The organism is Pseudomonadota bacterium (assembly GCA_039193195.1).
Classification (GTDB): Bacteria; Pseudomonadota; Gammaproteobacteria; order Steroidobacterales; family JBCBZW01; genus JBCBZW01.
Map to the genome: position 1 here is coordinate 1 of JBCCWS010000028.1, position 14740 is coordinate 14740.

Genomic DNA, 14740 nt, shown 5'->3' on the forward strand with positions numbered 1-14740 from the left:
GCCCGATCGTGACGACCGGCTCGATGTCGCTCACCGCCTACCTGCTCCACATCGTGATCGTCGTCGGCGTGTTCGACTACATCATCGCCCCGATGGGCTGGTCGGTCGGCGAGCAGGAACTCGTGTTCTTCGGGCTCGTCAGCCTGATGATCGGCGCCTGTGTCGCCTTCGCGGCGTGGAACCGGGTGGGTCCGGCCGAGCGGATCATGAAGCGCCTTGCCACCCCGAAGCGCTGACCGGCCCGGCCGGGGGGCCTCGCCCGGCGGGGCCCGCGAGTGTCTGTGGGTGGGCCGGGGGGGGCACCCGCCCCGCGGCCCGAACCACGACTGGTTCACAGTTTCCTCAGTCACTATGTCCATATCCGGTACCGGGTCGCCGCTTGTAGATGGCCCGTGTTGCTAGAGTTCGCCGAAGTCCTTTTCGTTCTCGAACAACAGAGAGAGCCTATGAGTACCGCAACCGACCACGTGGCTGAGCTAGCTAAAGTTCAAGAAGAGAAGAAGCGGTTCCGCATTTGGTTCGAGTCCGCCATGATGATGGTGGACAATACGCCAGCCCCACTAATGTGGGCGAATGCGGAGCAGGATTTCACCGTGTCCTATATGAACACGGCAGGTCGCAAGAGCCTCCAGGGGCTTAGCGAGCACACGGGCGTCTCGCCCAAGGACATGGACGGCGCGCCCCTTTCACGGTTGTTCGGTCCCCAGTCGGCGAAGTTGCCCAATCTGCATGATGCCAACCAGTTGCCATGGCAGACCCGAGTGGTGTTCGGCACGCAGACCCTGGACTTCCAGGTCCGCGCAATCCTGGATCGCAAGGAGCAGTACTGCGGCGCCATGATCACCTGGTCCGACGTGACCGATCGGGTGAACCTCATCCAGAGCTTCGAGCATGACGTGTATGGGGTAGCCAACGAGATCGGGCGCTCGGCCGATCAACTCATGTCGAGCGCGGAGATCGTGCGAAGCGGATCTCAGGAATCGGCTCAGGGGGCCAATCAGGTCTCAAGCGGGATCACCTCCGTGACTTCGCATCTGAATGACTTGACCACCGCCGGAGAGACCTTGGTCACCGCCCTATCGGAGATCGGCCGGCGCGGGAAGGAATCGAGTGACGCGTCCCAGCTCATCGCCCAGCAGGCGGGCAACGCCGATGAGAAGGTGCGGGTGCTCGCCGAGGGTACGTCGCAGATCGGTGAGGTTCTGCGCCTGATCACTGAGATCGCCAACCAGACCAATCTGCTGGCGCTAAATGCCACCATTGAGGCTGCCCGTGCGGGCGAAGCCGGCCGCGGATTCGCAGTGGTGGCAAAGGAGGTGAAGTCGCTATCGAACAAGACCTCGGAAGCCATTTCGAATATCGAGCATCAGATCCGCGGGATCGAGACCGCCACCACTGGTGCCGTAGCGGCCCTCGGGGAGATCCGCGAGTCTATTGGCTCAGTGACTGATACGGGCGAGCAAATCGGCTCGGCCGTCGAGGAACAGACCGACGCTACAGATCAGATTCAGCGCTTGATCAGCGAAATTCGGCGCCTCATGCAGGACGTATCTCGTCACACGCAGGGTGCTACCCAGCGCATCACCAGTGCGGGGGAGGCCTCGGAGAGCCTCCATGTGGACGTTGGTGACCTGCGTGAGGTCTCCAATCGTCTTCGCTCGCAGGTGGAGAACTTCCTGGCAGCCATTCGTGGTGGTGAAGGCTAGCTGCGCAAGGCTACGGACCGAGCTAGAGCGCGCTCGTGAGCCCTCGCGGCATTGGCCGCGGGGGCTTTTTCGTATGCGGGGATCTTGTTCGGTTCGCCGATGGATCGTTGAGGCTCAGAAAAGCAAAACGCCGAGGTCCCCGACGGCCCTCGGCGTTTGCCAGCCTTGACTAAGGGAAGGTCAGCTCACGAAGAACGACACATTCCCCATGCCGTAGCGCGGCACGTCCACCTTCAGGTGGGCGGCGTTGCCCGCGCTTACAATCTCATTGGCCGCGTCGTCCAGCGCTTCACCGGGAGGGTGGATGCCGCCGAGCTTGAGGTGCGGAGTTTTCTCATCCATCAGCAGGCGGGTGCAGAGGTTCATGACCTCGTAGAGATTGTCCACCATCGGCTTGCTGAGGTTGCCATCGGCGATGGCATCTTCGGCGCCGGCCTTGGGGATCAGCGATAGGGCCGAGCCGGCGAAGGCGCCGAACTGCGTATCGCACGCGCTGACGGCAACTAGCTTTCCTTCGTCGTCGACGAAGGTGGCCAGGTAGCCAACGGTCGGATCGACAGGTGATCCCTCGAAGATCTCCGTATCCTCGCCGAAGACCATGCCGAGCATCTCGGTGGTGGACTCGTTAGTCGGAACTAGGAAGTTTGGCACGTTACATTTCCTCGCTTTCGTCAGGCGATGATGCCCGTTAGGGCGTCTTTGAAACTATCCGGAGTGAAGGGCTTGGCGATTAGGAATGTGGCGCCCGCTTCGCTAGCACGGGCGCGCATCTCGCCGCTCGCCTCAGTGGTCACGAAGCCGAAGGTCAGGCCGAGGCCGTGCCCACCTTCCTCCTCACGCTCTTCCTTCAATTTCTCCAACAGCTCAATTCCGGTCATGTTGGGCATATTCCAGTCGGAGAGCACCACATCCGGCTTATCTTCGCCGATCGCGTTGTAGGCCTTGGCGCCGTCTTCGGCTTGGGCGATGTCGTGTCCGCCAAAGCCAGCCTGGCGCAGGCATCGAACCACCATCAGGCGCATTGCGATGCTGTCGTCCACAACCAGAATCTTCATTGTCGAGTCTCCTATCGGGGTGGTTGTCGTGCCTCAGGGCCGCACGAGCAGAGCGTTCTAGGTGATGAGCGAGCCTCGCCAGCGCGTCACCATCTGCAAGGGTGTCGGCTGTGCGCTGAGCAACTTGAGGCCAGACAGTCGATCGGGTCGAGGAACCGAGGGGGACTTGCTTCGGGTCGCCCGGTTGTGCCGATCAGCGCACAGATTCCTTACGCGTCAGAGGATTCCATACGCTCGTGCCTCGAATTACGCGCCGACGGGTCGATAGGATTTACCAGCGATCCGAGAACGCGCGGCTGCGAACGCTAAGGCGAAGCAGTTAGGTGCCCCCGACAGCTACCAGGAAATGAGGACCGATGGCCATCACCAACGAAGCAGCAACGGAGTCTGTCGCCGAGTCGACCACCAACCAGTATCTCACCTTCATGCTCGATGGCGCCGAGTACGGCGTGGACATATTGCGCGTGCAAGAGATCAAGGGGTGGGATACGGCAACCCGGATCCCCAACACGCCGGAATTCGTCATGGGCGTGATCAATCTGCGTGGCACTGTGGTGCCCGTCATCGATCTGCGTCGCCGCTTCCAGCTCGACCCGCTCGAGTACAGCAATACGACGGTGGTGGTGATCGTGAAGGTCCAGTCAGACGCCAAGCGCGAGCACACTTTTGGGTTCGTCGTAGACGCGGTCTCTGAGGTGTACTCCGTGCCTCACGAGAACATCAAACCGCCCCCTGAAGTCGGCACCTCGGTAAACATCGACTTCGTCAAGGGTCTGGTGACCGTGGATGAGAAAATGTTGATCCTGCTGGATATCGATAATCTGGTCGACTCGCACATGCAAGTGGATGAGGAAGAAACGGTTCACTAAGAAGCGCAATAGCAAGGGAACATCAAGCTAGCTAGGTGAGGGGCCGAAACAAGGGCGCACTAGACGCTCGCCCGCGGCCTCTTGACACGACACACGCAGGTACAGGAATTAGACGACGTGGCTAAGATTCTTGCGGTTGACGACTCGCCCTCCATTAGGCAGATGGTGACGTTGGTGTTGAAGTCTGGCGGTCACGATGTGGTGACTGCTGAGAACGGCGTGGAGGCACTCGAGTTCGCTCAGGACGAGGACGTGAACCTCGTGGTGACCGACGTCCACATGCCAGAGATGAACGGGATCACGCTGATCTCTCGCTTGCGAGAACTCGGCGGCTACCGTTTCACGCCCATCTTGGTGTTGACCACCGAGTCGAGTGCCGAGATGAAAGCCAAGGGGAAGTCCGCCGGGGCTACCGGCTGGATCGTAAAGCCCTTCAGTCCCGACTCGTTGCTCGCAACGGTCGACAAAGTGCTGTCTTGACCCCTAGGAGATAAGTCGCATGTCCGACTTCGACATGTCCGAAATCACGGACATTTTCTTCGAAGAAAGTGTGGAAGGGCTCGAGGTACTCGAAGCCGGACTCCTACGCCTAGAGCCAGGCGAACCCGATGCCGACACGGTCAACGAAGTGTTTCGCGCAGCGCATTCGATCAAGGGTGGCGCGGGTACCTTCGGCTTCGAGGCGATCGCCGAGTTCACCCATCACATGGAGACGCTCCTGGACCAGATGCGATCCGGTGAGCGCAATGTGACCGAACCGGTGGTGGCCCTTCTTCTTAAGTCAGTGGACTGCCTGCGTGACATGTTGGGCGCAGCGAAGGAAGGTGCTGCTCACGATACGGGCCGCGTAAGCGATCTGCAGCAGAAGCTGGAGGCAGAAGTCGCGGCCCTGGGGCAAGAAGGCGGCGATGGCGCGAGCGGAGGTGGTGAGGCCGCATCGGTCGATGGCACGCCCGCGGCCGCCGGTGAATCCAGCGCGAGCGCACCGGCAAACGTGGCCGCACAGGCTAGCGCGTCAGGCGATGCTTCGGCCACAGCTGGCGCAGCGTCCGGAGCCCAGAGCGCCGCCGACGCCAGCGACGATGCTGTTGACGGCCGACGGGACGTCACGATCAAATTCGCTCCTCACCCCAACATGATGTCCACGGGAAACTGTGTCCTGAGCCTGACGCGCGACCTTGCCGCGCTGGGCGCGGTCACCCCCTCCGTCGCCCTCGACAAGCTCCCAGCCTTCGGCGAACTGAATCCCGAGGTTTGCTACTTGGACTGGACGTTCGTGGTGCGCACGACGGCTAGCCTGCAGCAGCTGCGTGACGTCTTCGACTGGGTGGAGCTGAGCGCCGATATCGCTATCAGTGAGGGCGCGGTTGTGGGCGAGGTCGAGGCGCGAGGCGAGCAAGCGTCAGGTGGCGCGGCAAAGAGCGCTGCCCAAGGCCCGGCGATGGCGAGTGCGAACGCGGCGCCATCCTACGCCAGCAATCCCGTCTCCCCTGCGCCGGCGAGTGCCGGTGCCGCTGCCGCGCCCACGGCGTCTGCCGCCGCCAAGGCCGATGCAGCGCCGGCGAAAGCCTCTCCTCCGCCAGCGAAAGCTGCCGCAGCAGCAGGTGGTGGCGCTAAGGGCACCGCGGACGCACCGAAGAAGGCCGGCGGTGGTGGTGGCGGTGGCGGCGAATCCACGTCGATCCGCGTCAGTATCGATAAAATTGACAACTTGTTGAATCTAGTCGGTGAGCTCGTAATTACCCAGTCGATGCTGCGACGCTACGGTGCGGACGCTGACGACTCCCTCGGGGGGCTCAAAGACAGCCTGGCCCAGCTCGAGCGGCATACGCGCGAGCTCCAAGAGAGCGTGATGCAGATTCGCATGCTGCCCATCCGCTTCTGTTTCAGTCGTTTCCCACGCTTGGTGCGCGACCTCAGCGCTCAGCTCGGCAAGAAGATCGATCTGAAGCTCACCGGCCAGCAGACCGAACTCGACAAGACCGTCTTGGAGAAGATCGGCGATCCCCTGGTGCACCTCGTTCGCAACTCTCTCGACCACGGCATCGAACCGGTCGAGAAGCGTCGCGAGGCAGGCAAGCCGGAGACCGGTACGATCGAGCTGAGTGCCTTCCACGAGGGCGGCAACATCGTCATCCGTATCTCGGACGATGGCCAGGGCCTCGATCCAGAGAAGATCCTGGCCAAGGCGCGCTCGCGCGGCCTGGTCGGGGCGGATGAGCAGGTCTCCGATGAGCGCGCCATCCAGCTGATCTTCCAACCGGGGTTCTCTACCGCGGAGACCGTGAGCGACGTATCCGGTCGCGGCGTTGGCATGGACGTTGTGCGTCGGAACATCAAGGACCTCGGCGGGCGTGTCGAAGTGCATTCCGAAGTGGGCGTGGGCACGGTGTTTACGATTCGCCTGCCGCTCACCCTTGCGATCCTCGACGGCCAGCTGGTGCGCATTGGTGAGGAGACCTTCGTCCTGTCCCTGCTCTCTATCGTAGAGACGGTGCAGGTGCGGTCCGACGAGATCAACGAGTTTGCAGGCAAGCGCCGGGTATATCAGACGCGAGGCGAGTTCATCCCCGTCACCAGCTTCGATGATGCCTTCTACCGAACGCGATCCGACGTTCCCGATCAGGGACTGCTCGTGATCGTAGAGGCAGACGGGCAGCGGGTCGGCCTATTCGTGGACGAACTCCTGGAGCAGCAGCAGGTGGTGATCAAGAGCCTGGAGGAGAACTACCGCCAGGTGGAAGGTCTGTCCGGCGCTACGATTCTCGGCGACGGCACCGTCGCCCTGATCCTCGACGTGCCGGGCTTCGTGCACCGGTTCTACAACCGCGGCGAGGCACGCGGCGGCCGCGCGGCGGCCTAAGGCCGAGCGCACTAGGCGCGCAACGGTACCGACACAGGCTACGGGGAGAGGAGTCAGTACGATGGCAGAACAGGCAGCGGTTGTTGAGAATCTAGAGGGTGACGCTATCCAGGTGAATCTGCCTGGGCAGCTGACCATCGCCGGCAGCTCATCGCTTCACGAGGAACTCGCTCGCATCGTCGAGAGCACCGATGTGGTCACGCTCAACGCCAGCCATGTCGAGAAGGTCGATACGGCAGGTATTCAGTTGATTGCCGCCTTCGCCCACGAGCGTAGTGACCAGTCGCTGATTACCGAGCTTCGGCATCGCCCCGATCGGTTGACGGAAGCGCTAGCTATGCTGGGGCTCACGGCTGTCTTTTCCTGAGCGGGAATCGAGCGTGACCGAATCGACAAACGGGGTCGACCCCGAAGGCGTTAGCGTTTGCGATGACGCGGACGACACGGGTGGCGACCATCAACAGGCGATTCGGGCCTTGCTTGATCTGCAGCGCGCGCAACTCGAAGCGCTGCGCGAAGACGCCCAAGCGCGTCTGAATGAGCTTGCCGATGCGTTCAAGGTGATGGGGGCTGCTCTCGAACAGCACGGCGACGCAGATGCCGAGGCAAGGCTCAGTTCCGATGTGATCGTGAAGACCCTGCAGTTCGCCGACAACCAGTCGCAGCGCCTTGAGCATCTTATCCGCGCGATGGATCAGATGGGCTCGCTCGTCGCGTCTGCGGGAGCCGATTGTGGCGCCTCTTGGGTCGCCCTGCGTTCGGGTATGCGGGCGGACTATACGATGGCACGGGAGTGCGAGGTGTTCGATAGCTTGTTCGGGGCACCGCGCGATGCATCCGCTACATCATCCGCGGAGTCTGCCGAGTCGAGTATCGAGTTGTTCTAGCGAAGGAGCGCTACGCCGCCATGGCGTGGCCGCTCTGGCCAGGGTGAGAGGGGAGAGGCTTGAGCGCGAAATCTATGGGTAATTTGGCAGAGGATCCCTCGGCAGTTCGCCGACACTACTCGCCAAAGCATGACCGCGAGGTGGTGAACATCCAAGCCGGTGACTGCTACGTGACCGATACGGATGAGGGCATCACGACCGTTCTGGGCTCGTGTATTGCGGCATGCGTGCGCTCGCCCAGCCTAGGGATCGGCGGTATGAATCACTTTATGCTGCCCGCTTCGAACAGCGGTGGTCAGGCACAGGACCCTGGCTTTGCGATGCGCTATGGCGCCTACGCCATGGAGTACCTGATAAACGAGATACTTCGCCGCGGGGGCGACCGCGCCAGCCTTGAAGTCAAGCTCTTCGGCGGCGCGAGTGTGATGGCCTCCCTATCGGACGTAGGTGAGCGCAACATCGCGTTCGCCAGAGACTTTCTTAAGACCGAGGGGTTTAAGGTCAGCTCGGAGGATCTCGGCGATGTCAATCCGCGCCGGGTGATGTACTTCCCTGCCACGGGCAAGGCAATGGTGAAGCGACTGCAGGAGGTCTCCACTACTGAGATTGCTTCGCGTGAGCAAGAACACATGCGCGCGATTGCAAGTCCTCCGAAGCAACAGAGCACGCCCGACATTGAACTGTTCTAGGGAGAACCCGATGCGCGTCGTAATCGTCGATGACAGCCAGAGCATGCGTCATCTACTGAAGCAGCTGATCTCCCAGGACAGCGAGCTCGAAGTGGTCGGTATGGCGGAGGATCCCTACGAGGCCCGCGATATGATCAAGGCGACCAATCCGGATGTGATCACGCTGGATGTCGAGATGCCGAAGATGGACGGGCTCAGCTTTCTGCGCAACATCATGCGCCTGAGACCCATGCCCGTGGTGCTGGTGAGCTCGCTGGTCGGGCGCAACATCCAAGTGGCTGTGGAGGCCTTGGAGACTGGTGCTGTGGATGTGCTGACCAAGCCCTCCGGCGGGGTCACCCCTCAGTTCGGCGAGCAGCTACGGGAGAAGCTGCGTATCGCCGGCAGTCGCACCGTGGATCAACTCAAATGTGGAGCGGTCGCGTCCTCAACTGCAGCCCCCTTGCGCTCCACAGCGGTTGGTGAAGGCAGCAGCGGCGCTGTGGACCGCGTGATCGCCATAGGTTCTTCCACCGGTGGCACCTCGGCAGTGAAGGAGATCTTGCGCGAACTTCCCGGTGATCTCCCACCTATCATGATCTCTCAGCACATTCCCGAGAAGTTCTCCAAGGCCTTCGCGGACAGCGCGAATCGCTTGACGGCGCTTACGGTCATCGAGGCGCACGACGGCGACCCGGTAAAGCGCGGACACGTCTACATCGCCCCCGGCGGCTATCACCTCTCACTGGCGCGTGAGGGGGCAGGCTACGTCTGTCGCGTGATCTCCGGAGAACGCGTCAATGGGCATCGACCGTCCGTGGGCGTGATGTTCGATTCGGTAACGGAAGTGATGGGTCGGCGCCAGCTCGGCGTCATTTTGACGGGTATGGGCAACGATGGCGCCCATGCCATGGTGCGCCAGCGGGAGGCGGGTGCGTTCACGATCGCGCAGGACGAGGCGAGTAGTGTCGTGTGGGGCATGCCCGGCGAAGCGCACAAGCTCGGCGGGGCGTGCGAGACCCTGCCGCTGGCGGAGATTGCCAGCGCCGTCGTCGCCTGGTGCGATCGTCCCCTGAGCAAGTCCCGCGAGGCCAAACTGGCCGCCAACGGAGCATAAGTCATGGCAGCATCACCAGCCCAAAGCGGGCAAGACGACAACTTCGACTTCACCGATCAGCACTTCGAGACCATCCGTGAGGTCGTGACGTCCTCGATCGGTGTGCAGCTGCCCGATATCAAGCGCCAGCTCGCTTACTCGCGTTTCGCTAAGCGAATGCGCAAGATAGGCGTGAGTAGCTTCGATCAGTACATCGCCCTGCTGAAGGACCCTACCAGCGGTGAGATGGATGCACTCCCGAGTATCATCACCACTAACATGACCTCGTTCTTCCGCGAGCGTCATCACTTCGACTACCTTGCCGAAACCGTGCTGCCGGCACTGCGTGATCAAAAGCGCGTTCGCATCTGGTGCTCAGCGTCCTCCACGGGCGAAGAACCCTACTCGATCGCCAGCGTGGTGATGGACGTGTTGGGCGGGCCGTCTCGCACGATCCGCAACGACGTCAAGATTCTCGCCACAGACATCGACACGCAGGTGCTAGACCACGCCAAGGCGGGTATCTACCAGGAATCCAAGGTGCCGGCGGACTTCCGCAGTCGTTGGACACAAAAGCTGTCCAATGGCACCTACCAGATCGTTCCGGAGCTGCGCGAGCTGTTGACCTTCAAACGCCTGAACCTGCTTGGTGACTGGCCGATGAAAGGACCCTTCGATGTGATCTTCAATCGCAACGTCGTCATCTACTTCGACCTCGAGACCAAATCACGGGTGTTCCAGCGCCAATCAGACTTGCAGCGCCCTGGCGACACACTGATGATCGGTCACTCCGAGCAGTTGACTGGCCCAGCCGATCGCTACGAGCGCTTGGGGCATACGATCTACAAGCGCATCTGATCGCTCGGGCGGAGCGAGCGGGCCGTCAGATGGGCGACCCCGGCGGGATCGGATGACGCGGTCCCACAGCGACCTCGCTCGGGCGCTCCAGGAAGCGAGTGAGCTCAGCCTCGAGCTCCTGGCGATAGGGAGAGTCCTTCGCCGACGCCCACCGCTTGAGATCGCGCAGCGTGGTCATGACCGTGGTTCGCACGGGCTGGGATGCCGACCCATCGACGCTCAGGCGCTGTAGCTCGCGCACGAAGGTCCACGCGATCTCGCGTGCGGTCACATCCGCAGCCGACACACCGCTCCCCGTCACTTGGATCCGACGCTCGGCGATGCGCGCTAGCAGCGCGGGGAGTCCCGGTAGGGCAGGGTTCTGCGCATGTTGGAGGAGCATGCGTTCGGCGCGCTTAGCGTCCAGAAGCAGGGTGGCGGTCAATTGGGCGGCGGCCCTAACCGGGGCTTGCGGATCGAACACGCGCCCCGTGCGATGGGTGAAGTACTCGCGTGTGCGCGCTGACTCGCTCTCGGGGGGATGCATCAGGTGACGGATGTGATCGCCCACCTGAAGCGCATCGACGCTACTCGCATCGAGCACCGCCTCGATCGCGCGCAGCTGGCGTTCGCCACTCACCGGGCTTGGGCTCGGGACCGACTCCTCGCGTAAGCCGTAGCCGTAGTGGGTGCCGCCGATGAGCTTGGCCGCGGCTTCAAGCTGATAGCGGTGCAGCAGGTACACGGGCACCAGGCGCGCTTCGGCTTCGTACAAGGGACGATCCGGCCGCAGCACGGCAGCGGAGAAATCCTGTAGCGCTAAGGCGCGAATGCGCATTAGCTCATCTAGGCGGGACAGTGGGTCTGCGCCGTTGTCCCACAGGTGTGCGCCGGGGGCAGCGGCCGAAGGACTGCGCGCATCGGCGTCCGATAGGTAGGCGAGCTCAGCCCCTGACTCGATGATCTGGCGTAGTCCCCCGGCTTCCTGTGCCGCGGGGAAACTGCGATAGAGGTAGTCGATCGCGTGCAGGTCCCAGCGGCCGGCGCCGACCGAGTACGCCTTGGTGATGTCGATCTTGCCGCGCCCGTTGAGTCGTATGTAAGGGTGAGGATAGTCCATGACTGATGCATCGCCCTGGCCGCTCGCCGCGAAGTTGTGGGCGAGGCCGAGCGTATGCCCCACCTCGTGTGCGGCGAGCTGACGTAGGCGCGCCAGGGCCAGCTCACGAGCCGCCGCGCCGCCGTCACCACCTTCACCGAAGGGAGTTGTTAGGGCTTCGGCGATCAGTTGATCCTGGCGTACGCGCTGCGACCCGAGGGTGACATGCCCCTTGACGATTTCGCCGGTGCGTGGGTCGATCACGCCCCACCCGTAGGACCAACCGCGCGTTGCCCGATGCACCCACTGGATCACGTTGTAACGGATATCCAGGGGGCTCGCGCCCTCGGGGAGCAGCTCCACCCGGAAACCGTCCGGGTAACCCGCCTGGGCGAAGGCCTCGGCCCACCAGCCGGCGCCCTCCATGAGGGCAGAGCGAATGGGCTCCGGTGCACCCCGGTCGACGTAGTAGACAATCGGGTCGAGAGTGCGGCCGCTTAGGGAGTCACGCTGCAGACGATGGCGGGCCACGATCTGCTGGCGCAGGGGGCGATCCAAGGGCGCGGCGAAGTCGTAGAACACCCTTGAGTAGCCTCCCGATCGAGGGTGATAGGTACGGGCGCGAAAGTTGCCTTCGGGGGCGGCGATGAAATCGTGGCGGATGCGAACGCTCAGGGCGTGCGGCGTCGGCGTGACGTCACTCAAAAAGTCCCCCGCGTCGCTGCCGGAGAAGGTGAGCAGAGCCTCCACCATCGTGTTCTTGGGAAAGGACGCCAGCGCATCGCCCAACACCAGGCTGCGCCCCCGATCGAGCTTGTAGTTGCCCTGGCCGGTTGCTCGAAGGCGGTCGACGATGCCGTGTACGTCGGCCGTCGCGAATGCTGTGAGGTCAGCTAGCACGCGGCGTTCGTCGCGGGCCTTGATCGGTAGGGACGCGAGCACGGAGCTGGCGAAGGCTTCCGCCACGGCGCGGCGTTCATCCGCGTTATCCGAGCGCGCGCGGTACGTGAGGTTCGGCTGCACCACGAGCACGCGATCACCGTGCACCTGGAGCTGCACGTAGCGCGTGTTGCCTATTTGCCCCCGGTCAAGGCCGATGTCATTGGAACCCACGCCGGCTGCGAGGTAGTTCACGTACAGCGCATCGGTGCCCTCGGCAGGTACTGCGATGTACAGGGCGTGCTGCTGCGCAGAGAAGTACAGGTCGAGGAAGCCGGCGTGGTGAGCGAAGCCCGAGGTGAGCTCTTCGATCGAGGGCGTCTCGTCCGCCAGCGCCGCACAGGCGGCCATCAATGAAAGTGCCAGCGTGGCAAGCTGGGCGCGTGCCCGCAGCGGAAGCGGTTGCTGCTGCGGGACGCTGAACGAACGGTACAGCATCACTATCCTTAGGCAGAGTCGGGGGGTCATGCGACCCCTCGACACTAGCAGATAGCGATCGCGGACGCGGCAGGGAACGATGTCTCCTGGTGATCCTGGCGTGTCCGTGCGCGTGAGGCGAGTACGCGATCGAGGGCGGCATCGATGTCGCGCAGGAGGTCTTGCACGTCCTCGATACCTGCCGAGAGGCGAAGCAGGGAATCGCCGATGCCCGCTGCGCGGCGCGCCTCCGGCGCCATCGCTGCATGGGTCATGGTGGCGGGGTGAGCTACCAGGCTCTCCACTCCGCCGAGCGACTCGGCAAGGGAGAAATACTCGAGCCCGTCCAGGAAGACCTGCACCTCGTCGGTGCCGCCGACCAGCTCCACGCTGAGCATGCCGCCACCTGCTCGTTGTTGGCGTGCCGCGATCTCGTGGCCGGGGTGTTCTTCGAGGCCAGGGTAGTAAACCGCCTGGACGGCGCGGTGGCCCACGAGATGTCGGGCGATCGCCGTCGCGTTCTCAACGTGCAGGCGCATGCGTGCGTTGAGGGTTCGCAGCCCGCGCAGGGTCAGGTACCCATCGAAGGGGGAGCCGGTCAACCCAAGACAGTTGGCCCACCAAGCGAGATGCTCGTGCAGCTCGGTGTTGGCGGCGATCGCAGCCCCACCCACCACATCACTGTGGCCGTTGATGTACTTCGTGGTGGAGTGCACAACGATATCTGCGCCGAGCAGGATTGGGTTCTGCAGAGCCGGCGAGAGGAAGGTGTTGTCAGCCACTACCAGCGCGTCGCACGCCGCGTGCGCCTGCTGGCAGATGCGCTCGATGTCGACGATTCGCAGCAGCGGATTGCTCGGCGTCTCGACCAGCACCATGCGAGGCTCGCGTGCTAGGCCGTGCGCGAGTTCATCCGCATCACCCTGGTTGATGAAAGCAACCTCGAAGTGACCCTTGCGGCTCAAGGTGTCGAGGAGGCGATAGGTGCCGCCGTAGCAGTCGATGGGCGCAAGCAGCAGGTCACCGGGCTGCAGGAGGCTGCACACCAAGTGGATAGCGGCCATGCCGGAGCTCGTGATGGTGGCGCCGGCGCCGTGTTCTAGGCGCGCGAGCGCGACGCCGAGCTGGTCACGGGTGGGGTTGCCCGATCGCGTGTAGTCGTACTCGCGCTTCTGATCGTAGCCCTCGAAGGTGTAGTTCGAGGACAGGTAAAGAGGGGGAATCACCGCGCCGTGCGCAGTATCTTCGCAGATGCCCGTGCGGACGGCGGCGGTGCTAGGCCTAGCGTTCATGATCGCTCCTTCGAAGCAGGGCATTGGGCGCGTGCCTCGCGCGCCACCATGCCGGGGTGTCCGATACCAGGGGGGAAAGCGGACGTTCGCGCTGACGGAGTTGCCAGAGGGCGGGGCGCGGGGCCGCGAGCTGATCAGCCAGACCCTCCGCGCTGGCGCCGTTGTGACGGGAGCCCTGGGCAACGCGCCAGAGAAAGCAACGCCAGGTCATGCGCGCGCCAGTACGCGCCTGAGCTAGGGTCGAAGGGCCTTTACGTTGGGTCACACGGCGCTCCAAATCAGTCAGCAAGACTCGAGATCCTTGGAGGATTCGTGACCCGACACTGAGAGGTTGGGAGCGTGCCCGCTGCGGCGAACGCCTGGTGCAGGGCTTCCCTCATCTCTCGGTGGGACGGATCCCCCGTAGGATTTGGCACCGCTTCGGATTCGCATCCGATGGTTGCCCCGGCGTCTTCGGGCCTGTCCCTCAGCCGGTCTCGATGAGTGGAATCAGGGTAAGCGTAGGTTGTGCCGCGCGTCAATCCCACGCTCGCGACGCGGGTCACACCCCCGCGAGCTCGCCGGCATCGAGCTCTGGCATGCCAGCAATAAGGCGCCCGATGGCAGTCAAATGGCCCGCGCTTCAGAAAATCTGCCGGCTTAGGCCATTCGGGCCGTGCGACAGTGCGCGATCGGGGCTGGCCGATCGACGGGCCTGCTACGCCGAGGCAAGCGCCAGCATTATGGCGAGTGGTGAGCTGGTGGGTATCGATGCCTCATCCAGCCAGCGCGCGACTGCGAGCGCACGGCATCAATTCGGTACTTTCGCCGAACATACTGGAATAAAGCCCCCAATGCGGGTGCCTTCGTTACTGGATGTCCACCGCTGGCTGAGCGCCCCTGTTTCGCTCCACGGGCTCTCGCAGCCTCGCTTACGTGCCGCTGCGCAGGGCCGCATCACCGAGGTATCCCGATCGATCGCACCTACCTCGAACTGTGGATTTGCGCCTCAGGTTCGGGCCCTGGGCATTCA

At 63.1% G+C, this 14740-nt stretch carries 14 protein-coding genes and 1 riboswitch; of the genes, 10 read left to right on the top strand and 4 right to left on the bottom strand.

The window, feature by feature from the left end:
* Positions 1–236 (top strand): DUF418 domain-containing protein (locus AAGA68_18505; protein MEM9387060.1); only part of this gene is annotated, 236 nt, incomplete at its 5' end.
* A gap of 210 nt (positions 237–446) precedes the next feature.
* A complete protein-coding gene (locus tag AAGA68_18510) occupies positions 447–1706 on the top strand; it encodes a methyl-accepting chemotaxis protein (protein ID MEM9387061.1) in 1260 nt (419 codons plus the stop codon).
* A 180-nt stretch (positions 1707–1886) separates the two neighbouring features.
* Here the strand turns inward: AAGA68_18510 and AAGA68_18515 are convergent, their stop codons facing one another.
* Complete coding sequence (locus AAGA68_18515) at positions 1887–2357, bottom strand: hypothetical protein (GenBank protein MEM9387062.1); 471 nt, start codon at positions 2355–2357, stop codon at positions 1887–1889.
* A gap of 20 nt (positions 2358–2377) precedes the next feature.
* Entirely contained in the window at positions 2378–2761 is a 384-nt protein-coding gene (locus AAGA68_18520; protein ID MEM9387063.1) for a response regulator, read from the bottom strand.
* A 356-nt stretch (positions 2762–3117) separates the two neighbouring features.
* Between AAGA68_18520 and AAGA68_18525 the strand changes: the two genes are divergently transcribed.
* The 8 genes from AAGA68_18525 to AAGA68_18560 all read left to right on the top strand — a co-directional run bounded on the left by AAGA68_18525 (position 3118) and on the right by AAGA68_18560 (position 10002).
* A complete protein-coding gene (locus AAGA68_18525) occupies positions 3118–3630 on the top strand; it encodes a chemotaxis protein CheW (GenBank protein MEM9387064.1) in 513 nt (170 codons plus the stop codon).
* A 117-nt stretch (positions 3631–3747) separates the two neighbouring features.
* On the top strand, positions 3748–4110 hold the full coding sequence (locus AAGA68_18530; GenBank protein MEM9387065.1) for a response regulator: 363 nt from the start codon (positions 3748–3750) through the stop codon (positions 4108–4110).
* A gap of 19 nt (positions 4111–4129) precedes the next feature.
* Positions 4130–6493 (top strand): chemotaxis protein CheA, encoded by a 2364-nt coding sequence (locus AAGA68_18535; protein ID MEM9387066.1) that lies wholly within the window; start codon positions 4130–4132, stop codon positions 6491–6493.
* A gap of 61 nt (positions 6494–6554) precedes the next feature.
* Complete coding sequence (locus AAGA68_18540; GenBank protein MEM9387067.1) at positions 6555–6860, top strand: STAS domain-containing protein; 306 nt, start codon at positions 6555–6557, stop codon at positions 6858–6860.
* Positions 6861–6873: 13 nt separating this feature from the next.
* The gene (locus tag AAGA68_18545; GenBank protein ID MEM9387068.1) at positions 6874–7380 is read left to right on the top strand and encodes a hypothetical protein; all 507 of its coding nucleotides are present in this window, start codon (positions 6874–6876) and stop codon (positions 7378–7380) included.
* 59 nt (positions 7381–7439) lie between these two features.
* Positions 7440–8069, top strand: a complete 630-nt coding sequence (locus tag AAGA68_18550; protein MEM9387069.1) for a chemoreceptor glutamine deamidase CheD — start codon at positions 7440–7442, stop codon at positions 8067–8069.
* 10 nt (positions 8070–8079) lie between these two features.
* Positions 8080–9165 (top strand): chemotaxis response regulator protein-glutamate methylesterase, encoded by a 1086-nt coding sequence (locus tag AAGA68_18555; protein MEM9387070.1) that lies wholly within the window; start codon positions 8080–8082, stop codon positions 9163–9165.
* 3 nt (positions 9166–9168) lie between these two features.
* Positions 9169–10002: a CheR family methyltransferase gene (locus tag AAGA68_18560; protein MEM9387071.1), complete on the top strand. Its 834-nt coding sequence runs from the start codon at positions 9169–9171 to the stop codon at positions 10000–10002.
* Positions 10003–10027: 25 nt separating this feature from the next.
* Here the strand turns inward: AAGA68_18560 and AAGA68_18565 are convergent, their stop codons facing one another.
* Complete coding sequence (locus tag AAGA68_18565) at positions 10028–12457, bottom strand: zinc-dependent metalloprotease (protein ID MEM9387072.1); 2430 nt, start codon at positions 12455–12457, stop codon at positions 10028–10030.
* 44 nt (positions 12458–12501) lie between these two features.
* Positions 12502–13728 (bottom strand): cystathionine gamma-synthase, encoded by a 1227-nt coding sequence (gene metB, locus AAGA68_18570; GenBank protein MEM9387073.1) that lies wholly within the window; start codon positions 13726–13728, stop codon positions 12502–12504.
* A 373-nt stretch (positions 13729–14101) separates the two neighbouring features.
* Positions 14102–14214, bottom strand: a riboswitch (SAM riboswitch).
* Positions 14215–14740: the final 526 nt, after the last annotated feature.